The sequence below is a fragment of the Fundidesulfovibrio putealis DSM 16056 genome, assembly GCF_000429325.1.
Classification (GTDB): Bacteria; Desulfobacterota; Desulfovibrionia; order Desulfovibrionales; family Desulfovibrionaceae; genus Fundidesulfovibrio; species Fundidesulfovibrio putealis.
In genome coordinates this window covers 673,335-695,456 of the sequence record NZ_KE386885.1, presented here as the reverse complement: position 1 = coordinate 695,456, position 22,122 = coordinate 673,335, and the positions used below count along the sequence as shown (strand labels likewise).

Sequence of the window (22,122 nt, the reverse complement as noted above, 5' to 3'; positions counted from 1 at the left end):
TTCCCGGACACTGCCGGGCGGGCCAGCATTTAGCATTATCGCACATGCGAGGCAAAAGAAATGTGCTTGGGTTTTCCGAGACAGGCCGAGGTCTTGGGCGGACCGTGCGGGCATGAACAAAAATTCATCAGCGCCGACGCCGATCTGCGCCGTCCGGAAGCCCGAACGGCCAGCCGCTGCGCCTGCCGCGGCGCGCTGCGGGCCTCCCACTTACGACGCGCCAGGGGGCGGATCGGTTACGCCCCCCTTGCCAACGGGCCGTGCTTAAGCCATCCTGGGCTTGTGGCACGTTCTTTTCGCATTGTCTGTTCTCCTGGCGAAGTTTCCCTGGTGGAAGCCCTGCTCCAGTCCCAGGGTTTTTCCTTCGAACCGGAACCATTCAGCCCCTGGTGCCGCAGGATTCTCGAAGAACCCTTCGCGCTGGGGGCCTCTCTGGCCGCGCGCTTCGGGCTCCTCTTCATCCAGGACCGCTCCTCCATGCTGCCCCCGCTGGCCCTGGCTCCGGGGGCAGGCGACGCCGTGCTGGACATGTGCGCGAGCCCCGGCGGGAAGACCTCCTTCCTGGCCCAGCTGGTCGGCCGCGAGGGCTACGTGCTGGGCAACGAACCCGGCGCGGACAGGCTGGCCACGCTTCGACAGAACCTGGCCCGCATGAACCTGCCCCAGGCCGTGTCCACCGGGATGAAGGGCCAGGACCTGCCCTTGCCCGAGGCAGGATTTGGCCATATTTTGCTTGATCCGCCGTGCAGTGGATGGGGCACAGCCGAAAAGAACCCCCAGGTGCTCACCCTGTGGAAGCCCGACAAGGTGGACCCGCTCATCGCCCTGCAACGCGAGCTGCTTGCCAAGGCCGCCTCGCTGCTGGCTCCGGGCGGCAGGCTCCTGTACTCCACCTGCACCACCAACCGGGCCGAGAACGAGGAACAGGCCGCCTGGGCCGTGTCCGAACTGGGGCTCTCGGTTGTCGCGCTCGCGCCGTTCGCAGGCTTCAGCTTTCACGAGCCGCACCTGCCCGAAGCCGCCGGAACGCTGCGCGTGGACGGCGAGGAGTCGCAGGCTCAGGGCTTCTATCTGGCGCTGCTGGCCAAACCCGGCGCGCCCGGCGAAGAGCTCCCTGATGACGAGGCGCAGGACCGCGCCCCCAGCCCGGCCAGGAAGAAACGCGGCAAGGCCTCGGCGTCGCAGACCGACGCCAAGCCCGCCGTGCCGGACAAGGCCCTGAACGATCCGTCCCTGGCCTGGGAGAATCTCCCGCCGGGATATTTCGAGACTTTCAAGGAAGACCTTTGTTTCATCCCTGCACGTGGCCAGGGGCTCTTGCCGGTGCGCCGCAAGGGTCAGCGCCTGGGCACGCTCAAGGGCGGGATCTTCCGGCCCTGGGCCAGGGCCAGGCTTCTTCTGCCCCCGCAAGGCCGGGGGCCTGAACTGAACGTGGACGGCCCCGAGCCGCTCGCGGCCCTGCTGGAGGGCCGCAGCATCCAGACGACGGTCGCGGCCGGGCGCATGGGGCTATACTTCCGGGGGCTGCCCCTGGGCTTTGTGACCGTGAAGGGCGGACGCGCCCTCTGGTCCGACAGGTGAGGACATGATCAGAAACGTGATGCCGCGAACCAGACTCCGCCAGGCCGCCAAGAGCGCGCCCGCGCCGGACAGGATCTACAATTTCCACCAGACGCGCAGAGGTATGGACATGACCGGAATCTATCGCAGATTGGGCCGCCTCTTCGATCCGTCAAGCGGCAGGGCCGTCATCCTTCCCCTGGATCACGGCGTTGGCGAAGGCATGCTGCCGGGCCTGGAGGCCATCTCCGTGCTGCTTGGCATGCTGGACGGAAGAAACGTGCAGGGCGTGGTGCTGAACAAAGGTCCGGCCCGGGTGCACGGGGCCGACCTGCCCCTTTCGGTCAACGTGATCGTTCAGCTCTCCGGCGGCACCAAGCACGCCCTGCCCCCCTACGGGCGCACCGTGGTCTGCTCGGTGGGCGAGGCCCTGCGCCTGGGCGCGGACGCCGTCAGCCTCCAGATCAATGTCGGCAACGATCTGGAAGAGCGGATGCTGGCCGACTTCGGGGCCATGGCCGACGAAGCCCATCTGGCCGGGTTGCCCGTGTTCGCCATCATCGCCCCGCGCGGCGGGCACATCGTCAACGAGATGGACCCGAGCCTCATCTCCCACTGCATCCGCCTGGGCGCGGAGCTTGGCGCGGACCTCATCGGCGTGCCCTACAGCGGCGACCCCGTAAGCTTTGCCGAGGCAGTGGACGCCTCGGCCACACCCGTGCTGGTGACGGGCGGCCCCGGACGCGGCGACTTCCCCCGGTTCCTCTCGGCCATGGACGAGGCCCTGCGCTGCGGCGCGGCGGGGCTGTGCGTGGGGCGAAACATCTTCCAGAACCCCGATCCGGGCGAAGCCCTGGAGCTTTTGGTGAACATGGTGCACGGCATGCGCGCCGGGGATGATCCCCTGTCGGCTGACGCGGAAACCGAACCCGCCTCCGGCGCTCTGCCGGAAGCAGAAACGGGCGTGATCCCGCAGGAATAGCGGCAAGAGCCGTCCCAACAATGACACACGCTCACGACAATCCGGCAGAAGCGGGACGCGCGGGCGCGGGAAGCGCCCGCCTGTTCGTGGGCCTGCCCCTGCCCGAGTCCTACCAGCAGGGTCTGGCCGGACTGATCCGCACGCTTGCCCCCCTGGTTCCCGGAACCTGCTCCTGGACAAAACCCGGCAACTGGCACCTGACCCTGGCCTTCCTGGGCGACGTGCCCCTCAATATCGTCCCGGACCTGTGCGCCGCCCTGGCGTCGGTGCGCTGGGAGGCCTTTCCCTTCATGGCCGGGGGCGGAGGATTCTTTCCCTCGCCGGAGTGCCCGCGCGTGTTCTGGGTAGGCGCAGCCGAAGGCGGGAGGCCCTGTCGGGAGCTGGCCTGGGCCGTGAAGGACGCCCTGGCCTCCTTCGGACTGGGCCAGGACGCGCGCCCCTTCGCGGCGCACCTCACCCTGGCCCGCATCCGCTCCTCGCGGCCTGGCGCTGACTGGAAGCGCCCGCTTGGCGAAGTGCAGGGGGCGAACTGGCCGCAGGTGGTCATGGACCGGTTCGTGCTGTGGCGGTCGTATCTGGGGGGAGCTCTGGGAGAAGGGACGCCGGAAGGTCCGGCGGAGAATGTCCGCGCCGGCCAGCCGGGGCCCCGTTACCTCCCGCTTGGGGAATTCGGAGCCTCCGGCTGATCCGCAGCGAAGCCGTCAGGGCTGGGGCGAGCCCGGCTTACAGGTAGTCGCCCCGGTTGAACTTGATCTTTTCCGTCACGGTCATGACTTCCAGTTCGTTGACCAGAGACGACAGTTGCGGGCTGTGCCCGTCCAGGCCGGGATGCTCGTCCTTGAGCTTTTTCACGCCGGTCTGGATGTTTTCAAGGGTTCCGTACGCCTGGCGCAGCTGGGCGCTGGACCCGCTGGCCAACTGGCCGGAATATTTTTCCCACTGGTTGAGAATGCCGTCCACATTTTCCATGACCGCCTGCCTTTCGCTTCCCACGTCGGCAACCTGCTCCGCCGCCTGCGTGGCCATGGCCTGAGCCAGCCCGCCCACGCCCGCCAATGGAGGCAGGGAGCCGGTCCTGGCCGTCTGCTGGCCGCCGTCGACCTCTTTGGCCAGAAGCTCGCCGAAGTTCGTGGCCGAGGCGGACTTGGCCGTCTGGGCCTTGCCCGTCTGCTGAAGAGAGGCGATCTGGTCGGTTTGGATCTTCATAGGCTGCATCTCCTCGCCCTGACGTTTTCCTCGGGCCTTTCATAGCAAAGGTCCTGCCAAGAGCGCGTCCAGCGTAATCAGCTGAAATAAAAGAGATTGTAAATATCCCGGCAGGGAAGTTTTTTCCGGGCCTCCAGGCAGAGGCCGTTCACGGCGTTGACCCCGCTCGGGATTCTTTCCTTTTTCTAGTACACAGGAAACCCCTTGTCTATTCTTGCCCCCGTTGGCTACATTGGCTTCCCGGACAACGTGAAATCATTGGAGGCGGCCATGGCCGAGTTCAAGAAGATTCTGTGCGCAGTCGATTTTTCCGATCAGAGCCCCAAACTGGCCGATTACGCCAAGACCCTGGCCCGCTGCACCGGAGCCAAGCTCCTGTGCGTGTACGTGGCCCCGTCGCTCTCGCAGTACGTAGGCTTCCACGTGCCGCCGAGCTCCATCGAGTCCTTCGTGGGCGAGATCGTGGCGGGCGCGGACACCAGCATGCAGACCTACCTGGAGACCCACTTCGCAGGCGCCGACGCTGAGGGCAAGGTCCTGGTGGGCTATCCCGCCGAGGAAATCCTCAACATGGCCGAGGACGAAAACGCGGACCTCATCATCATGGGCACCCACGGGCGCACCGGCATAGACCGCATCCTGTTCGGCTCCGTGGCCGAAAAGGTGGTCAAGAGCTCCACCTGCCCGGTGCTCACCATCCGCCCCGAGCCCAGTTCAGACGACAAGGATTAAGGACCGATGCATTCCCCAACGGATACCCCGATGACTCCCCCAAAGACTCCCAAAGACACCTTGAGGCCGGAGATTCTGGAGTTCACGCCCTATTCTCCCGGCCTTTCCATCGATGAGATCAAGGAGCGCTTCAAGCTTCCGGGCGTCATCAAGCTGGCCAGCAACGAGAACCCCCTGGGAGCCTCGCCGCTGGTCCAGCGCGTCCTGGCGCGCCGCGCCGAGACGGCCTTCCGCTACCCGCAGTCGGGCAACCCCAAGCTTGTGGCGGCCATCGCCGCCCACCACGGCGTGCCTGCATCGTGCGTGGTGCCGGGCAACGGCTCGGACGAGATCATCGACCTGCTCCTGCGCGTCAAGGCCAGGCCCGGCCTGGACAACGTGGTGGCCTTCGACCCGTGCTTCAGCATCTACCGCCTCCAGGCCAAGCTCTGCGGCGTGGAGCTGCGCCAGACCCGCCTGGGCCCGGACTTCAGCTTCCCCTTCCAGGCCCTCCTGGACCTGTGCGACGACAACACCGCCCTGGTGTTCGTCACCAACCCGGACAATCCCTCCGGGCATGCGGTGCGCGCCGCCGAGCTGACCTATCTGGCCAAGGCCCTGCCGCCGCGCGCCCTGCTGGTGGTGGACGAGGCCTATGTGGAGTTCGCGCAGCCCGAAGAGGAGTACTCGGTGATGAGCCGCCTGGGGAGCCTGCCCAACGTGGTGGTGCTGCGCACCTTCTCCAAGCTCTACGGGCTGGCCGGGCTGCGTCTGGGTTTCGGAGTCATGCCCGAGTGGCTGGCCGACCTGCTCCTGCGCGTTCGCCTGCCCTTCAGCGTGAACCTGCTGGCCGAGGCAGCAGGCATCGCCGCCCTGGAGGACCTGCACTTCCGGCAGGCCACCCTGGAGACCGTGCGCGTAGGCCGCGACTGGCTGACCAGCGAGCTGACCCGCCTGGGCTGCGTTGTGGCGCCCTCCCAGGCCAACTTCCTGCTGTTCACCCCGCCCGCGCCCGCCAAGGCCGTGTTCGAGGCGTTGCTGTCCAAAGGCGTGATCATACGTCCCCTGGCCAGCTACGGCCTGCCCGACTCGCTTCGCGTGAGCATCGGCAGCGAACCGGAGAACAAGGCCTTCATCAAGGCCTTCGAGGAGGCGTTGGCTCCGGGTGAAGCAGGTGCATCCGGTGCATGATCATTTCATCGTCACCCTGGACGGACCAGCCGGGGTCGGCAAGACCAGCCTAGCCAGGAAAGTGGCCCAGGCCCTGGGGATAGCCTATCTGGACACGGGCGCCATGTTCAGGGTCACAGCCCTGAAACTCGGCGAAGGGGCCTGGGACGTGCCCGGCCCCCAACTGGCCCGGAAACTGGCGGCCATGACCTTCGGCCTGGAAGGCGTGGGCGAGGATTCTGTCCTCTTCTGCGACGGGATGCCCGTGGGCGACGAGGTGCGCACGGAGCAGGTGGGGATGTGGGCCTCCCGGGTGGCCTCCAGGAGTGAAATCCGCGAATACCAGAAGGCGGCGCAGCGGGCCATAAGCGTCCGGACATCCCTGGTGGCCGAAGGGCGCGACATGGGCAGCGTGGTGTTCCCGAAGGCGCGCCACAAGTTCTTCCTGGACGCCGACCCCCGCGTGCGGGCGCAGCGCCGGGCGGATCAGCTGCGGGCCATGGGCCAGAGCGCCGACCTGGACACCATCGAGCAGTCCATCCGCCAGCGCGACGACCTGGACCGAAACCGCGCCATAGCTCCCCTGGCCCCAGCCCCGGACGCCATCATCATCGACACGTCAAAGCTGAACCTGGAGCAGGTCTTCACCCGCATCATGGACGAGATCCGGCGCAAGCCCCACGTCTTATAGACCGCTTATCCCCAGAAACCGCTCCAGCATGGCGTTGACCTGATCCGGGACCTCCAGGGTCAGGAAATGGCCCGAGCCCGCCACCTGCGCCGCCACCAGTTGCGGGCAGAGTTCGCGCAGCTGGGCCACGTCCATGCGGGGACGTGACGAGGCCACGTACAAAAACGGCACGCGGCAGGCCCGGGCCGCCGCCGCGCCGTCGGCCAGCCGCCACTGCTCGAAGATGCTGACCACCACGTGCTGCGGGGTGGCCAGCATGCGAACCAGTATGGCCTGCTTGCGCTCCGGATCATCCTCGGGTTCGAAGGACGACTCGAAATATCGCCGGAAGTACCCTTCCCAGGCAGACGAGCGCAGCCCCTCCAACAGCGAATGCATGCGGGTGGGCCTCCCCGGAGGAGTGAGCACGGTGGAGTCCAGGCAGGCGACCGCCGCCACCAGTCCGGGATGGCGCATGGCCAGTTCCAGGGCCACCATGCCGCCCATGCTGTGCCCCACTGCCACAACGGGCGGCCAGTCGCGCTTCTGCGCGACCTCAGCGAGGTCATCCGCCAGCCGCGCGAAAGTATAATCGCCCTCGGGCTTGTCGCTGGCCCCGTGGCCGCGCAGGTCCAGGGCGAACACCCGGCGCTGCTCCTCGAAGTGCTCTATCTGGGGGGCCAGGAAGGTGTGGTCGCAGCTGCATCCGTGAATGAAGAGAAGCGGGATGCCCCGCTTGCCGCTCTCGTAAACGGACAAGCTGACGCCGTCATCCAGCGTGACGCGGGAATAGTCCATGGGGGCATAGTACCTGCGGCGCAGGTCAAGGGCAAGCGCGCCGAAATCACGCGCTTTTATGGCGATTTAGCGGCGAAAGGCGGCCAGACCGGGAATACTGAAACTTTTTTCAGCATTCAAATCGTCACAATCACAGCATTTCTTGGATGCTGACTGCTAACCTGCGGAATGATCTTGTGTTTTTTTTCTTGCAGCGGAACAGGGTGCGAGTATGAGGGAATCAATGCCGAAGGCGGTCTTCGGCAGGCCTGTCCACCGAAACGGAGGGTGTTGATCGTTAACCGGCATGCCCATAGCGGGCGAATGAGCGCCCCTCAGGATTCGCCAAACGCGCGATCAATCCCCGAGACCATCGACTAGGATCCGGGGCACTGCCGGTCACCCGGCACAGCGCGTCCGGGCGAATCCTTTTTTGCCGAATCCTTTTTCCTGGGCTTTATCTTGAACCCGCGCATGGCAAGGTAGAGCTCCCGGCTGACCCAGGCGTCCGTGGCCGCATAGCAGATCTGGGCGGCGCTCAGGGTCTTGGCCTCCCAATTGGTGAGCCGGGCCTTCTTCGACACCCGCACCCCCAGAAGCGCGGCAGCCAGGTTGCGAAGACCAGTCACGGGCCAGCCGAACTTTCTGGCCCACTCCCCCACATCCTCGAACCCCTTGGGCGATACCGGACCGATCTTGCCAAGCCCGGTCAGGTCGTCGCGCACGGCCACTCCCGCCTTGACCCTTCCAGCGTCTCCCAGCACCCCGGCAAGTGCCTCCCAGGCTCCGAATGCGCTCGCGCGCAGGAGCACCACGGTGTTGTCCCCGGCCAGCTGCACCAGCGACGGCGAGTAACTCACCCCGCGTTTGAACGTGGGCCGGGTCTCGGTATCGAAGCCGAGCACCGGGACGCCTTCCAGGCGCTTCAGCGCATCCAGGGCGTCCTGAACGGTTTCCACTACCAGCACGTCGCCCTCGAAGCGGGCCTGGGGAAGTTCGGCGAATTCTTCAGGCAACAGGGCGCGCGGCGGCTCGAAGGGGGTGGTCATGGCAGCCTCGGGAGGGAAGAGAGGGCCGACGGCGGCGGTGGCTGGGTGAAGTAACGCTCCACGAACTCGTCGATGACGATGTCCGGCTTTTCCTGGAGAATGGCCTCGGTGTCGAAGCCGCGAACCCGCACGGCGTCGGTGGGGAAAGGCCACACGAAATACATGCGTGAAAAATGCTCGGCCATGAACGGGATGATCTCGTGCACGAAGGAATCGCGGACCACCAGCGCACTGGGCAGGGACTTGTCCGGGTTCTCATAGACGCTGAGCGGCTGGAAATGGTTGAGCTGCGCCTTCTTGCCGGACACCTCGAAGGCGTTGCGTTGGAACTTCGGCTCAATCAGGACGATATCTTCCTGGTAGAGGTCCCCCATGGCGATCATGTAGGACAAGCCTCCCAGCAGACCCGGCTTGCGGCCCACGACGAAACTCTCGAGCGGGGCGGGGCGCATGTCCGGGAAATAGCGTTGCAGGCGGCGCGCGATCTCCTGGTAGGCGAAGAACGCGCCGTAGGGCGTCCAGTGGCTGTCGGTGCGGTAATAAGCCGGTCCCTGGGCCTTGGCTTCCAGCAGGGCCGGGCGCAGATCCACGATGTCGATGCCCGCGCCGCCGAGCACGCCCACCAGCTGGTCCATCTTGTTGATGTCCTTGGCCCGGTTGAAGCGACTGGGGATGTGCTCCGGATAGATGCTGGCCTTGTTGGGCGCCACCACCACCATGTACTTGATGCCGTGAGCCGCAAGCCAGTCGCGCCTGGCGGTGAACACCGACACCCAGGTCGCGAGCTGCGCCTGTGTCAGAGGATTCACGGCCCGGTAGTCGGTGATGACGTTCAGCTGCGGGTTCTCCTGAGCCAGATAGAGCCAGTCGCCGTCGCCCGCCAGCACGGAGTCGTTGGGCATGGACGCCCCCAGCACGCGCACGTCCAGAAGCTGCTGCCAGCGCACCAGCACCTTGCGCAGGCCGAAATTACGGTCCAGCCAGTTGCGCCGCAGCGTGTAGATCACCTGCCCGACCGTGGCCAGGTCCGACTGCAGCACGGGCATGGGGTTGGGGTCGGACTCCTGGAGAGGCACCGGAGGATTAATCTTGAAGAGGTTGGCGGTGGCCGGGATGCAGATGGCCGCGACGAACACCGTCGACGTCAGGATGGCTGCGGCCAGGGTCAGCCTGCGTGCCGGAGAGTGCTCCATGCCTAGAACTGAAAGTAGATGAATGGATTGTGGCTCCCGCTGGCCAACGACATGCACGCCAGCAGCAGGATCACCGGAGTGGCCACCAGCCCGACCAGCGCGTCCACGCCGGCTCCGAGCAGAATCCCGCCCGCCGGGGAGAGCCCCTTGGCGTGCATGGTCTCAAGCCTGTGATGGCGCCAGTCCCTGATCCAGGGGATGATGGGCATGGAGCCGATCACGCCAAGCACCAGCATGATGACCACCTTGGGGTTCAGGAACAGCCCCACGTGCCACTCCTTCCCGGAGCCGCCGCCGAAACCGGCCATGGCCCGCAGGAAAGCCTCGGCCTGCCCCAGGCTGTCGGCCCGGAAGAACACCCAGCCCACCATGAACACCAGGATGGCGTACACATGCGATATGGGCCGCCAGGAGCCGTCCAGCCACTTGCCGAAGCGGGTGCGCTCAAGGCCCAGGAAGAAGCCGTGGTACAGGCCCCACACGATGAAGCTCCAGCTCGCGCCGTGCCACAGGCCGCACAGGAAGAACACCAGCACAAGGTTGAAGGTGACGCGCGCGTTGGACACGCGGTTGCCGCCCAGCGGGATGTACAGGTAGTCGCGGTACCAGGTGGAGAGCGAGATGTGCCAGCGCCGCCAGAACTCGCGGACACTGCGGGAGATGTAGGGGTAGTTGAAGTTCTCCATGAACTTGAACCCGAACATGTGGGCCAGGCCGATGGCCATGTCCGAGTAGCCGGAGAAGTCGAAATAAATCTGGAGCGTGTAACAGACCACGCCCAGCCAGGCCACCGGAGTGGTGAGCTGGTCCGCCGGGATGGCGAAGATCTTGTCGGCGGGCAGGGCCAGCACGTTGGCGATCAGCACCTTCTTGCCAAGGCCCGCAACGAAACGGTTTACGCCGTGGGCGAAGCGCTCAACGTTCACGGTGCGCTTGGTGAGCTGGTCGGCGATGTCCTTGTAGCGGACGATGGGGCCGGCAACCAGCTGCGGGAAAAGCGACACGTAGAGGGACAGCTGCGGCAGCGACGCGTTGGGCGGCGTCTGCTTGCGGTAGATGTCCATCAGGTAGGAGATGCAGTGGAAGGTGAAGAAGGAGACGCCGATGGGCAGGTGGACCTTGCCGATCTCTATCCGGCCAAGACCCATGGGCTCCGCCAGATAGAGGTTCAGGTTGTCCACTATGAAGTTGGTATACTTGAAGATCACCAGCAGGGTGATGTTGAAGGCGATGGCCAGCCCGATCTGAAGCTTGGCGGAGGAGTTCTCGTGCGCCTTGTGCACCCACAGGCCGAAGAAGTAGTTGGCCAGGATGGAGATGGCCATGACTACCGTGTATATGCCTTCGCCCCAGGCGTAGAACACGAAGCTCGCCGCGAGGAGGACCAGGTTGCGCAGCCGTAGCGTAGGGGCGGCCGCAAAATACAGCAGTAGCACCAAGGGGAGGAAATAAAAGAGAAAAGATGCGGAGCTGAAAACCATGCTGTCCTGCGATCAGTCGGATTGAAAGGCGAGAGTCGTAACGAGTCGCTGCCCCTTACCCGATGGACGACGTTTTGACAACTCCCGGTGCAGGCGGTAGCACCCTGCCCGGAGGTGCGCGTGAAACAGGCACAGATACGGGTCGGCGTGATGATTCCCAGCACCGGCGCGCTGCGGTGGCACCGGTTTCTTCTGGACTCCCTGGGCGAGGCCGGAGTGGCTGTGCGCCTGGAACACCCAGGGGCGACGAATCCGGCGGACGCGACACGCGATGCGGGCCACCTCCACCCCGTCGCCCTGCCCTGGCGCGCGCTGCTGCCCCTGGAGCGCCTGCTGGCGCGCCCCAGGCCGGACCTGCTGGCCAGCGCGGACATCCCTGCCGTCTCCCTGGCGCAGGCCAGGCCGGACATCCTGGTTCTCACGCCGGGAGCGCTTGCCCGCCCGGACCTCGCGCAGGACCTTTTGGAGCGCCTGCCCTGGGGCGTGCTTGAGATCGAGCCCGTTCATCCAGCCGCTTTCGGCCCCGGCGTCCTGACCGGGCGCATGCTCTGGCGGCGCTCCGCCATGTCGGCGCGGCTGGCCAGCGAGACGGTCACCTGCCGCCCCGGCCCCCTGCCGCTCGACTGGGCGAAGGCGCATTTCGCCAAGACCGCCCTGATGCCAGCGCGCCTGATTGCCCGGCTTGAGCTGGAAGGCGAGGACTGCTGGCGGGCCTGCCCCGAGGCGTCCCCCCTGCCCCCCTATACCCCCGGCCCCGGCGACTGGCTGCGATTCCTGGGCGAACTTGCCGCCTACGGCCTGACGCGGGCCTGGCAGGACATCTTCCACCGTCGGCAGTGGTTTCTGGCTGTGCGCCCCGGAAACGGCGACCCCACGCGGCCCGGCTTTTCGCAAGAGCCTTTCGTGCCCCTGCTGCCGCCCGGCAAAACCGGCTGGGCCGACCCGTTCCTGTTCACCAGGGACGGGCGCACCTGGCTGTTCATCGAGGAGATCCCTTTCGGGAAAAAGGGCGTGCTGAGCGTGCTGGAGCTATTGCCTGACGGCGGCTGGAGCGATCCCCGGCGCGTGCTGGAGGAGCCCTTCCACCTGTCCTACCCCAACGTGTTCGAGCACGACGGGCAGATGTACATGGTGCCGGAGACGGCTGAAGCGGGGCAGGTGCGCCTGTACCGGGCCACGGATTTTCCGGGGGGCTGGGTGCTGGACCGGATTCTTCTGAACGATGCTCCCGGCACAGACGCAACGTTCGTTGAGCACGGCGGGGTCTGGTGGATGTTCGTGAACCTGCGCGCGCCGGGCGGTTCGTCCTGGGACGAGCTGCACCTCTACCGGGGCGAGTCGCGCCTTGGGCCGTTTCGCCCGCACCCCCTGAACCCGGTAGTCTCGGACGTGTGCCAAGCCAGGCCCGCAGGCAGGATCATCCGTCGTGGCGGCAAGCTGTACCGTCCGGCCCAGGACTGTTCGGGGTGGTACGGGCGCGCGCTGGCCGTCATGGAGATCACGCGCCTGGACGAGGCAGGCTATGAGGAGCGCCCCGCTTCCCGCCTGGAGCCTGAGCTCATCGCGGGAAGTTTCTGCCTACATACCTTTGAGGCCGAAGGAGCTCTTGAGGTCGTCGACGGGCAGCGACGCGTTCCCCTGTGGCGCTGAGGGCGCGCCATCGGCCTGCTCCCTGGGGGGATGGACTTCGCCTGCGCGCACCACGGCCACCAGCTCGCAGGTGATGCCCTGCTTCACGCCCTTGAAGCCCGTCACCTTGACGTCAACGTCCTGGTTCTCCTGGAGCGAGGGGGGGGCCGCCTGCTGCAAATACTGCCCGGTGACCCGCACCACGTAGCGCTGGCCGTTCGATTCCACGGCAAAAGCCCGCATGAGGCCCTCGGTTTCCTGCACGCCCACCACCAGGCCGCTCAAAAGCACGTCCTTTTCCTGACGTTCCGGCCCGAAATAGACCAGGGCCAGAAACAGCGCTAGGAGAACGAAAAACAATTTTTTCGGGGTTCCCAACTCGTTAACACGCATGACGACTCCTTTAATGGTCCAGTGGCCCGCATCTTGCTCGGAATCGGATGTATTCCAAACAAGGAGGCCACCATGACCGCACACAACAATGCACTCCTGGACGCTCTGGCCGCCAACCAGAAGACCACCAGGAACATGCTCCACGAAATGGACACCGACGACGTCGCCATCTCGCCCGAAGCCCTGTCCGCCATGGGCAAGGCAGGCCGCTCGCTGCTGGCCCGGGTCATCGACGCAGCCAGCGCGCACGCCATGCCGCTTTCGGAAATAGTGTCTCTGTTTGCTTCCCGGCTCTACTGGAACGAGGCGGGGGGGGAGCTCATCATGTGCGCCGAACTGGACGGGCGCACCATGTGCCTGCCCATACCTGCCGAGCACTGGAACGTCACCGTCACCGGCCAGCTCCAATAATCGGGGGCGGATCTCCTTGTCGTGGAGGTCCCCCCCAGTCGCTTCTCATTGTCCGTTCGGCGAGCGTGTGGCGTAGCCCGGGAGATGCTGCCGAGAGCTACTTTCCCTGCGCCTTCACTTCGTCCCAGAGTCCGTCCCAATCAGTAAGGCCGAATTGAGCGGTGTCCAGCCCGCGTTCGCGGGCCAGTTCCTCCATGGCCTCAAAGCGGGAGAGGAACGTGGCGTTGGCCCCTTCCAGGGCCGCGTTGGCCTTCACGCCGAGCCTGCGGCCGTACTCCACCAGGCTGAACAGGTAGTCGCCGAATTCGGCTTCCACACGGACCGGGTCGCCCCCAGCGATGGCCTCCTGGAGCTCGGCCCACTCCGAGGCCAGCTGCGCGGTCTGATCGGCGTCCGTCTCCCAGGTGAAGTGGTGCCGGGCGGCCTTGGAGTTCAGTCGGTAGGCCTTCAGGAGCGCGGGCAGGCCGCGCGGCAGGGAATCGAAGATCCCCTCTTTATTGTCTTTTTCCTGACGCTTGATGCGCTCCCAGTTCCTGAGCAGCTGCTCCTGGTTCTCCACCTTCGCCCCCTCGAACACGTGGGGATGGCGGCGGATCATCTTGGCGGTGATGGCGTCCGTGGCGTCGGCCAGGGTGAACTCCCCGCGCTGCTCGAAGAGCGCGGCCACGAAGCACAAGAGGAACAGGACGTCGCCCAGCTCTTCCATGGCGGCCTTGGAGTCGCCGGAGCGGATGGCCTCCACCAGCTCGAAGGCTTCCTCGACCACGTAGTCGCAGAGGGTTTCCGGGGTCTGCTTGCGGTCCCAGGGACAGCCGTCCGGACCGAGCAGCGTGGCGACCACCTGACGCAGCTTGGCCAGGGCCTCGCCTGAAGCGTCGGACATGGGATTATCCTTTCTTGGGCTGGCCTTCCGAGGGCTGGGCCTGCGGTTTGGCCTGCGGTTTGGGCTGGGGCTTGGGTTCCTCCACGACCTTCTTCTGGGGAACCACAGGGGGCGGGGTCAGGGTTTTCAGCTTCTGCTTCCAGTCCGCCGGGATGTACTCGGACAGGGCCGCGTCGACTTTTTCAAGCACCGGCACCAGACGCGAGGAGGCCATGAAGTCCGGTTTGGGCAGCAGCACCGTCCACACCCAGAGCACCAGGGCGGTTATGAACACGCCCTTGGCCAGCCCGAAGAAGCCGCCGAAAAACTTGTTGGCCCAGTCGATCAGGGTCAGCTTCATGAGCGCCGTGAGTCCGCTGACGATGAGCGAACAGGCGATCATCACGCCCACGAAGATGAGGATGAAGGCTGCGGGCGCGGCGAAGGCCGGGTTGGAGACCAGCGAGGTCAGGTGCGGGGACACCTGCGGGGAGTAGGCCACGGCCAGCTTGAACCCAAGGATCAGCGCCAGGATGGACGCCGCCTCCTTGACCAGGCCCCGGTAGTATCCCCGGAAAAAGAAGAAGCCCCAGATGATGAGCAGGGCCAAGTCAGCTATGTTCACGGGGGCTGCCTAACAGTTTTTTTCGCGGGAGGCAAAAGGCGGTCGCGTGACGGAAAAAGCGCCGCCCCCATGACGGGAGCGACGCTGTGTTTTCTTTAAGTCGCGACCCAGATGCTGCCTACTACTGGGCGATCACTTCGATCTTCAGCGTGCCGTTGTCGTCGGACAGCTCGATCTGCGGCGCGGCCACGCTCCACTCCACGCCGACCGCCAGGCACTGCTCGGTCAGCCAGCCCAGGTGCGCGTCCAGCGCTTCCTTCCAGACGCCGTCGGCCACGATGCCGAGCTTCACGCGCTGGTCGTAGGCCAGATTGAGCTTCTTGCGCTGGTCCTGGATCAGGCGGTTCAGCGTCCTGGCGCAGCCCTCGCGCTTGAGTTCCGGGGTCACCACCAGATTGAGCCCCACCACCAGGGACTGCGAGGCGGCCACGCCCACGTCCTCGCTGAGCGCCGCCCAGACAATGGAGAAGTCGCCCTGCTCCACACGCGTGCCAGCGGCGGTGAGCGCGCCGTCCGCGCCGATCTCGTAGTTTCCGGCCTTCACGGCTGCCTGGGTCGGCCCGAAAGCGCCCTTGAGTAGAGGCCCGAGCTTCTTGGCGTCCAGTTGCACGGCGCGCGCCGCGAACGAGTCCGCCCCGGCCGGGAACTCAACGCCCTTCACGTTCACCTGCTCCTCGATGAGCGCCTTGTAGGGCTCTACCGTGGCCGGGTCCACGCCCGCCACCAGGATGGAGGCCAGGGGCTGGCGCAGGTTGATGCGCACCTTCTCACGGATGGAGCGCCCGCACTCGATCACCCGGCGCACCGTGGCGATCTCCGCGGTGAGCTTCACGTCTTCTCGTCCCGGCACGGCCACGGGCCAGTCGGCCAGATGCACCGACTCGCCGGTCAGGTGCTTGTGGATGTGGTCCATGGCGAAGGGGATGAAGGGCGCGAAGATGCGCGAGGCCTCCAGGATCGCCGTGTACAGGGTGTCGAAGGCCTGGCGCGCGTCGTCGGTGAGGGTCTCGGTCCAGAAGCGGGGGCGGTTCAGGCGCACGTACCAGCCCGAGAGCGTGTCGATGAACTCCAGGATGGCCTGGTAGCACTTGGGCAGGTCGTAAGCCTCGATGTTGGCCGAGACCGCCTTGCGCAGCTCTTCCAGTTCGGCCAGCAGGTGGCGGTCGGCCAGCTGCTCGGCGGTCTCCAGGCGCTTGGGCTCATAGCCCTGGGCCAGGGCCGCGTAGGACGTATAGAAGTGGAACACGTTCCAGAACGGGATCAGGTAGCGGCGCACGGCGTCTTCCACGTCGCGTTCGGAGAAGCGCAGGTCCAGGCCGCGCACCACGGGCGAGGAGAGCAGGTAGATGCGCAGGGCGTCCGAGCCGTACTTGTTGACCACGTCCATGGGGTCGGGGAAGTTCTTCAGGCGCTTGGACATCTTGCGGCCGTCCTCGGCCAGCACCACGCCGTGGCAGATGCAGTTGGTGAAGGGCGTCTGGTTCTTGAGCAGCGCCCCTTCAACAAGCAGGGTGTAGAACCAGCCGCGCGTCTGGGCGATGTATTCCACGATGAAGCTGGCCGGGTAGTTGGCGTCGAACCACTCCTTCTTCTCGAAGGGGTAGTGGGCCTGTCCGTAGGGCATGGCTCCGGATTCGAACCAGCAGTCGAACACCTCGGGCACGCGGTGCATGGCCCCGGAGCATCCGTCCTTGGAGCAGGCCCAGCTGAGCTCGTCGCAAAAGGGACGGTGCAGGTCCTCGATCTTCTGGCCGGACCTGGCTTCCAGCTCGGCGATGGAGCCGGGCACCTCGAGCTGGCCGCAGGAGCCGCAGCGCCACACCGGGATGGGCGTGCCCCAGAAGCGGTTGCGGGAAACCGACCAGTCGCGCGCGTCGGCGATCCAGTTCTTGAAGCGGCCGGTGCCGATGTGGCCGGGCACCCAGTTGATGTCCTCGTTGCAGGAGAGCAGCTTGTCGCGGTTCTCGGCCACCTTCACGTACCAGCTGGAGATGGCCCGGTAGATGAGCGGCTGGTCGCAGCGCCAGCAGTGGGGATACCTGTGGCGGTAGTTCTCCTGGGCGAACAGGGAGCCGTCCTCGCGCAGCCTGCGCGCCACCACCTTGTTGGACTCGAACACGCCCGTGCCCGTGAGGTCCGGGGCGGCCTCGGTGAACTTGCCCTGGTGGTCCACGGGGTCGAAGATGTCGATGCCCTGGGCGGTGCAGAGGTTGTAGTCGTCCTCACCGAAGGCGGGGGCCATGTGCACGATGCCCGTGCCCGTGGAGGTGTCCACGAAGGAGCCTTCCAGCACCACGTGGGTCTTCTCGGATACGGCGTAGGGGAAGAGCGGCTGGTACTTGCGCCCCACCAGGGCGGAACCCTTCACCTCTTCCAGGATGACCGGATTCTCGGGCAGGAACTTCTTGTAGGCCTCCATGCGCTCCTTGGCGATCCACACCTTGTCGTCCGGGGCGATCTCCACCAGGACGTAGGTCATGTCCGGGCCCAGGGCCAGGGCCAGGTTGGAGGGGAGCGTCCAGGGGGTGGTGGTCCAGGCCAGGAAGGAGCGGGTGGGGTCGGCCTTTTCCCGGAAGCGCACGGTGATGGCCATGTCGTCGCGCTCGCGGAAGGAGTCGTCCAGGCCGGTCTCGAAGTTGGAGAGCGGGGTCATGCAGCGGTTGCAGTAGGCCACCACGCGCGGGCTCTCGTACACCAGCCCTTTCTTGAAGAGTTCGGAGAAGATCCACAGCACCGACTCCATGAAGGTCAGGTCCATGGTCTTGTACTGGCGCGAGAAATCAACCCAGCGTCCGATGCGGCCCACGGCCTTTTCCCATTCGCCCGCGTAGCCCAGCACGATGTCGCGGCACTTCTCGTTGAACTTGCCGATGCCGTACTCCTGGATCTCGGCCTTGCCGGAGATGGCCAGCTTCTTCTCCACCTCGTACTCGATGGGCAGGCCGTGGCAGTCCCAGCCCCAGGTGCGGTCCACGAAGCGGCCCTGCATGGTGTGGTAGCGCGGCACGGTGTCTTTTACGTAGGAGGTGAGGATGTGGCCGTAATGGGGCAGGCCCGTGGCGAAGGGGGGGCCGTCGTAGAAGACGTAGGGCTTGCCGTTCTTGGTCTTGTCGAGGGACTTCCAGAAGGTGCGGTCCTCGTTCCAGAAGGCCAGGACCTCCTCCTCCAGTTTGGGGAAGGATACGGACGACGGGGCTGGTTTCACGTGGGGCTCCAGGATAGCGAAATTGAGAGGGGGGAGTTTTTATGAAAAGCGCGCCCAAGTCAAGAAAGGGCGCGGACATCTTCGACGCGCGGTTTTCCCCCTAAAGTTCGCGGCGTCAAGACCGATAGGAGGAGAGACGAAACCCGTTGTTTTGGGAGGTTTCATCCAGGGAGGGGTGAGCCATGAACGTACAGACCCAGGAACTGCCGCACGAGGCCGTTCTCCAGACGCTGACGGCGGAACGCGCCGTACAGTCGCTCAAGGAGAAAGACGAGAAGGCCGTCTCCGTTGCAGTCGGACAGGACGTCCGAAAGGAACTCCGGGACACGCCGCAAGAGGACGACCCCAAGACCTTGGGCCGCGACGATGTGACGAAACTCGTGAATAAGGCCCAGGACTACTTCAAGGACAAGGGCGTCAACCTGCACTTCAAGGTGCTGGACGATTCCGACGAGCTCCAGGTGGAGGTGGTGGACGCCGACAGCAACAAGGTGATCCGGAAGTTTCCCCAGGATGAACTGCTGAAGCTCTCGGACAGCCTGAAGCGCATGAGCAAGGGGCTCATGGACAAGGCCGTCTGAGGCCGGGGCCGCAGAGCGTCTGTGGCAGACCTCGCAACCGGAGCCGTCGGCTCCAGGGGTGAGGCCTGCCCGGCGGTTGCATACCACAGTTTTTAGGCTATCCGCAGGAAAGTCGCATTTTCATGCCCGGACCGCTTGATGCGGGGCCGGGCATTCTTTATCCCACGCCCATGAACATCTTCATCCGATCCTCCCGCCTGATCCAGGCCCTGTGTCTGAGTCTGAGCTTTGCCCTGGCCCTGTGCCTCGCCGTCCCGGCGTCCTGGGCCAAGACCGACGACGCCCAGAAGACGGCGTCCGGCTCCGCTACCAAACAGGACGCCAAACCGAAGTCCAAGAAGGACTCCGGCAAGTCCAGGAAATCGTCCGAAGAGGGTGGCTCTAAAAAGAAGAGCGACGCCAAGGCGACCGCTGGCGGATTTCGCGGCCTGGCCTGGGGCTCCCCCCTTTCCGTGCTGAAGGAACCAGACCTGCGCGAAAAAGACGGCGACCTGGCCTACTACACCGTGACCGGCGACAACATGGACCTTCTTGGCGTATCCATGCGCGAGGTGGTCTACGTGTTCTGCAAGGGCAGGCTGGCCGGGGCGCTCACCCGCTACGACGGCGAGATCAACCACCTGCAGCTCCAGGCCAAGCTCGGGGAGACGTACGGCACGCCCCTGGAGGCCGCCCCCAACCCGCGCGGGGACCGCTCCTGGCGCTACGACGAGAAGGACACCTCCGTGGTGGTGGAATACGCCACCAAGGCCGGAACCGGCGCGGTGGCCTTCATGGCCAAGGACAAGCTGGCCATCTGCCAGGGGCCGCCGGTTGATGCGGGCGCGGCCACGGACGCAGGCACCGAAGAAGCCAGGCCCAAAAGCAAGTCCAAAGCCAAGGATACGTCCAAGGACAAATCCAAAGCCAAGGACAAGAGTTCCGGAAAGTCGTCCGGGAACGGCAAGAACGGCAAGAACGACGCCCCGGCGCAGCAGTAGCGTCCGTTCACCCGCATCGCACCTGAATCACACCTGAACCGCAAAGGATATCCACCATGAAAGGCGTCTGGGACGGACTCGACAAGGAGCGCGTGAGCCGCGCCGTGCTCACGGCCTTCACCTCCGACGAATACCTGGAGCTGCTGGCCCGCATCAACAACGCCGACACCCCGGCGGAGGCGGCAGCCGCGCGCGACGACCTCAAGGAGATCATGGCCCTGTGGCGCCAGGAGTGTCCCGAATACGCCTTCATGGTGGACTGCCTGTTCCTCTTCTCCGAGAAGATGGAGGTCTATCTGACCAAGGAAGGCGCATGAGCCTCGTCACGGGAGCGGACGGCCTCGCGCGCTGCCCCTGGCCGGGAACCGACCCCCTCTACCTGGAGTACCACGACCGCGAATGGGGCGCGCCCCTGCGAGACGACCGCGCCCTGTTCGAACTGCTCCTGCTGGAGGGTTTCCAGGCCGGGCTGTCCTGGCTGACCATCCTCCGGCGGCGCGAAAGCATGCGCCGGGCCTTCCAAGGCTTCGACCCCGTGACCCTGGCAGCCTACGGCGACGCGGATTTCCAGCGCCTGCTGGCCGACCCCGGCATCATCCGAAACCGCTTGAAGGTCCACGGGGCCACGAAGAACGCCAGGGCCTACTTGGCCATCCTGGAAAAGCACGGCAGCTTCTCGGACTACCTGTGGGGCTTCGTGAACCACCGCCCCGTGGCCAACGCCTGGGAGCGCATGCAGGACGTCCCGGCAAAAACGCCCCTTTCCGACGAGATAAGCCGCGCCCTCAAGGCCGCCGGGTTCACCTTCGTGGGCTCCACCATCATCTACGCGTTCATGCAGGCCTCCGGGCTGGTGAACGACCACCTCAACGGCTGCTTCCGCCACGCACAGCTCACAGCGCCCGCATGAACGCCAAACCCCTGGCGGTCTACGTCTCGCCGAGCCTCGCCCCCTGGCTGGAGGCCTTCCCCGCCGAGGTGGCGGTGCTGACCCCTCCGCCCGGCATCTTCGACCTGCCCGCCGCCCTGGAGGAGCGGGGCCTGCGCCCTGACCTGATACTCCAGGACGAACGCCTGGCTCCGCGCGTCCTGCTGAAGGGCCTGGAGACACTCCCCTGCCCCAAGGTGTTCTGGAGCCTGGACCCGCACCTGAATCCCTACTGGCAGGCCCCCTACTCCACGCTGTTCGACGCCGTGGCCGTCACCCAGAAGGACTGGGTCGAGCCCATGCGCCGCGCCGGAAATCCGGCCCAGACAGCGGCCAGGTCCGTGGAGTGGATCACCTGGAACGCCCGCAGCGTGGCCTGGACGCCGTTCGCCGAGCGCCAGGACAATGCGGCCTTCGTGGGCCGCATCAACGAGTTCCGCCCGGTCAGGCAGATGTTCGCGGAGTTCCTGGCGGCCCGCTTCCCCCTGCGCCTGGAGACCGACATCGAGCCCGGACTTGTCCAGCAGGTGTACGCAAAGGCGCGGCTTGCGCCCAACGAGTCCATCCGGGGCGAGGTGAACCAGCGCCTCTTCGCAGCCGCCGGAGCCGGAGCCCTGGTGCTGGAACCGGCCCAGGACAACGGCCTGGATGAGCTCTTCGAGCCCGGCAAGGAAGTGGTGGTCTACGCCGACGCCCTGGAACTGGACGAGGCCATGCGCCGCTTCACCGGCCACCCCCTTGAGGCGGAGCGCCTGGGCCGCGCCGGTTGGGAGCGTGTGCGCCGCGAGCACCAGCCCGGGCACCGGGTTCAGGCTCTGGGGCGTCTGGCCCTGTCCGCGCAGGCCGGGGCCGGAGCGTCAGGCGCGCAAGGAGAGCGGCTGTTCTGGCTGACGGCCGGGCGCGCCCTGGAATCGAACCTGCTGGCAGCCGCCCCGGAGGAGGTCATCGGAGAGCTGGCCCGCTTCCAGGAGGACCCGGACTGCCTGGTCTCCATCCTGTCCATCCTCACGCTGGGGGGCCAGTCGCGAGACGCCCTGCATCTGGGCCTGCGCTTCGCCTCGGAGGGTTTCGCGCGCGACGGGGCATCGTTCCAGGCCTGCCTGTGCGCCCTGGCCCTGCGCCAGCAGGAGTATCCCCTGGCGCTGCGCCTGTACGAGGATTTCGCCAAGGCCGCAGGCGAAGCGCTTCGCCCTGCGAAGACCCCGGCGAAGCTCTACGCCGCCCTGGCCGAGACCCTGGCCCGGCGCGACCTCAACTGCCGCCCCGGCTTCCCCTTCGACCCGGCCATGCACCTCCCGGCCACGGCCAGCGAGTTCTTCCACATGAGCCTCCAATGCGCGCCGGACGACGTGGAGGTGCTGCGCAAGGCCGAGGCCCTGCTGCGCGCCGTACCCGGCAGCGAGCTCTATCGAATGGGCTATCTGTCCGAGATTTCGCTTCGAAATCGCGAGGACTTCCGCCTGGGGCTGGCGCTGGGGCTTGTGGACCTGAAGCTTTTTCGCATCGATCAGGGTTTGGAGGAGCTGCGCGTGGCCCGCGAGCAGGCACGCTCCCTGGGCAAGCTCGAGAGCTTCGAGCGCATCCTGGCCGCGCAGGACCCGCGCGGACGCATCCGGGCGGCGCTTGCGGTCTGACTTCCCTGGTTTGGGATGTCGGCCGGCGTTCGCCGCCATGGACTGACGAGACTGGAAATGAGGTGAGGATGCCCC

General features: G+C 65.9%; 22 protein-coding genes. 13 read left to right on the top strand and 9 right to left on the bottom strand.

What is annotated here, in order from left to right; genetic code table 11:
- Window positions 1-330: 330 nt before the first annotated feature.
- Genes G453_RS0119835 through thpR form a run of 3 tightly spaced genes read left to right on the top strand, consistent with a single transcriptional unit; the run spans window position 331 to window position 3,228 of the window.
- Entirely contained in the window at window positions 331-1,581 is a 1,251-nt protein-coding gene (locus tag G453_RS0119835) for an NOL1/NOP2/SUN domain family protein (protein WP_235731816.1), read from the top strand.
- Window positions 1,582-1,585: 4 nt separating this feature from the next.
- Window positions 1,586-2,542, top strand: coding sequence for a class I fructose-bisphosphate aldolase (locus tag G453_RS0119830; RefSeq protein WP_328285414.1), 957 nt, complete (start codon window positions 1,586-1,588; stop codon window positions 2,540-2,542).
- A gap of 20 nt (window positions 2,543-2,562) precedes the next feature.
- Window positions 2,563-3,228 (top strand): RNA 2',3'-cyclic phosphodiesterase, encoded by a 666-nt coding sequence (gene thpR / locus G453_RS26820; protein ID WP_051272668.1) that lies wholly within the window; start codon window positions 2,563-2,565, stop codon window positions 3,226-3,228.
- A gap of 37 nt (window positions 3,229-3,265) precedes the next feature.
- On the opposite strand, the gene G453_RS0119820 is transcribed toward thpR, so the two are convergent.
- A complete protein-coding gene (locus tag G453_RS0119820; protein ID WP_027192423.1) occupies window positions 3,266-3,748 on the bottom strand; it encodes a hypothetical protein in 483 nt (160 codons plus the stop codon).
- Window positions 3,749-4,018: 270 nt separating this feature from the next.
- On the opposite strand from G453_RS0119820, the gene G453_RS0119815 reads away from it, so the two are divergent.
- Genes G453_RS0119815 through cmk form a run of 3 tightly spaced genes read left to right on the top strand, consistent with a single transcriptional unit; the run spans window position 4,019 to window position 6,320 of the window.
- Window positions 4,019-4,480 (top strand): universal stress protein, encoded by a 462-nt coding sequence (locus G453_RS0119815; RefSeq protein ID WP_027192422.1) that lies wholly within the window; start codon window positions 4,019-4,021, stop codon window positions 4,478-4,480.
- Between the two features lie 30 nt (window positions 4,481-4,510).
- Window positions 4,511-5,650 carry a histidinol-phosphate transaminase gene (hisC, locus tag G453_RS0119810; RefSeq protein ID WP_027192421.1) on the top strand — a complete coding sequence of 380 codons (1,140 nt, stop codon included), beginning with the start codon at window positions 4,511-4,513 and terminating at the stop codon, window positions 5,648-5,650.
- Window positions 5,643-6,320, top strand: coding sequence for a (d)CMP kinase (gene cmk, locus G453_RS0119805; RefSeq protein WP_043646891.1), 678 nt, complete (start codon window positions 5,643-5,645; stop codon window positions 6,318-6,320). The genes hisC and cmk overlap by 8 nt, the downstream gene beginning before the upstream one ends.
- On the opposite strand, the gene G453_RS0119800 is transcribed toward cmk, so the two are convergent.
- From G453_RS0119800 to G453_RS0119785, 4 genes are all read right to left on the bottom strand, one after another.
- Window positions 6,315-7,097, bottom strand: coding sequence for an alpha/beta fold hydrolase (locus tag G453_RS0119800; RefSeq protein WP_027192419.1), 783 nt, complete (start codon window positions 7,095-7,097; stop codon window positions 6,315-6,317). The two genes, cmk and G453_RS0119800, sit on opposite strands and share 6 nt — an antisense overlap.
- Before the next feature lie 356 nt (window positions 7,098-7,453).
- Window positions 7,454-8,125 (bottom strand): 3'-5' exonuclease, encoded by a 672-nt coding sequence (locus tag G453_RS25495; RefSeq protein WP_051272667.1) that lies wholly within the window; start codon window positions 8,123-8,125, stop codon window positions 7,454-7,456.
- Window positions 8,122-9,318: an alginate O-acetyltransferase AlgX-related protein gene (locus G453_RS0119790; RefSeq protein WP_043646498.1), complete on the bottom strand. Its 1,197-nt coding sequence runs from the start codon at window positions 9,316-9,318 to the stop codon at window positions 8,122-8,124. Before G453_RS0119790 ends, G453_RS25495 begins: the two co-directional genes overlap by 4 nt.
- A 2-nt stretch (window positions 9,319-9,320) precedes the next feature.
- A complete protein-coding gene (locus tag G453_RS0119785; protein ID WP_027192417.1) occupies window positions 9,321-10,799 on the bottom strand; it encodes an MBOAT family O-acyltransferase in 1,479 nt (492 codons plus the stop codon).
- A gap of 120 nt (window positions 10,800-10,919) precedes the next feature.
- Here G453_RS0119785 and G453_RS26815 point away from each other — a divergent pair, with 120 nt between their 5' ends.
- Window positions 10,920-12,449 (top strand): glucosamine inositolphosphorylceramide transferase family protein, encoded by a 1,530-nt coding sequence (locus G453_RS26815; RefSeq protein WP_051272666.1) that lies wholly within the window; start codon window positions 10,920-10,922, stop codon window positions 12,447-12,449.
- Here the strand turns inward: G453_RS26815 and G453_RS0119775 are convergent.
- Window positions 12,378-12,821 (bottom strand): hypothetical protein, encoded by a 444-nt coding sequence (locus tag G453_RS0119775; protein WP_027192416.1) that lies wholly within the window; start codon window positions 12,819-12,821, stop codon window positions 12,378-12,380. The genes G453_RS26815 and G453_RS0119775 overlap by 72 nt on opposite strands.
- Window positions 12,822-12,893: 72 nt before the next feature.
- Between G453_RS0119775 and G453_RS0119770 the strand changes: the two genes are divergently transcribed.
- Window positions 12,894-13,232: a hypothetical protein gene (locus G453_RS0119770; protein WP_027192415.1), complete on the top strand. Its 339-nt coding sequence runs from the start codon at window positions 12,894-12,896 to the stop codon at window positions 13,230-13,232.
- Window positions 13,233-13,329: 97 nt separating this feature from the next.
- Here the strand turns inward: G453_RS0119770 and mazG are convergent, their stop codons facing one another.
- The 3 genes from mazG to ileS form a co-directional block, all read right to left on the bottom strand.
- Window positions 13,330-14,115 carry a nucleoside triphosphate pyrophosphohydrolase gene (gene mazG, locus G453_RS0119765; protein WP_027192414.1) on the bottom strand — a complete coding sequence of 262 codons (786 nt, stop codon included), beginning with the start codon at window positions 14,113-14,115 and terminating at the stop codon, window positions 13,330-13,332.
- A 4-nt stretch (window positions 14,116-14,119) separates the two neighbouring features.
- The gene (locus G453_RS25485; protein WP_051272665.1) at window positions 14,120-14,719 is read right to left on the bottom strand and encodes a CvpA family protein; all 600 of its coding nucleotides are present in this window, start codon (window positions 14,717-14,719) and stop codon (window positions 14,120-14,122) included.
- A gap of 121 nt (window positions 14,720-14,840) precedes the next feature.
- A complete protein-coding gene (gene ileS, locus G453_RS25480; protein ID WP_043646495.1) occupies window positions 14,841-17,924 on the bottom strand; it encodes an isoleucine--tRNA ligase in 3,084 nt (1,027 codons plus the stop codon).
- A 182-nt stretch (window positions 17,925-18,106) separates the two neighbouring features.
- Here ileS and G453_RS26810 point away from each other — a divergent pair, with 182 nt between their 5' ends.
- The 5 genes from G453_RS26810 to G453_RS0119730 all read left to right on the top strand — a co-directional run bounded on the left by G453_RS26810 (window position 18,107) and on the right by G453_RS0119730 (window position 22,047).
- Entirely contained in the window at window positions 18,107-18,505 is a 399-nt protein-coding gene (locus G453_RS26810; protein ID WP_051272664.1) for a flagellar protein FlaG, read from the top strand.
- A 122-nt stretch (window positions 18,506-18,627) separates the two neighbouring features.
- The gene (locus G453_RS0119745) at window positions 18,628-19,485 is read left to right on the top strand and encodes a hypothetical protein (RefSeq protein WP_027192413.1); all 858 of its coding nucleotides are present in this window, start codon (window positions 18,628-18,630) and stop codon (window positions 19,483-19,485) included.
- Between the two features lie 56 nt (window positions 19,486-19,541).
- Window positions 19,542-19,802, top strand: a complete 261-nt coding sequence (locus tag G453_RS0119740) for a hypothetical protein (RefSeq protein WP_043646492.1) — start codon at window positions 19,542-19,544, stop codon at window positions 19,800-19,802.
- Window positions 19,799-20,395, top strand: coding sequence for a DNA-3-methyladenine glycosylase I (locus G453_RS0119735; RefSeq protein ID WP_027192411.1), 597 nt, complete (start codon window positions 19,799-19,801; stop codon window positions 20,393-20,395). The genes G453_RS0119740 and G453_RS0119735 overlap by 4 nt, the downstream gene beginning before the upstream one ends.
- Window positions 20,392-22,047 (top strand): glycosyltransferase family protein, encoded by a 1,656-nt coding sequence (locus tag G453_RS0119730; protein WP_027192410.1) that lies wholly within the window; start codon window positions 20,392-20,394, stop codon window positions 22,045-22,047. Before G453_RS0119735 ends, G453_RS0119730 begins: the two co-directional genes overlap by 4 nt.
- The last annotated feature ends 75 nt before the right edge of the window (window positions 22,048-22,122 follow it).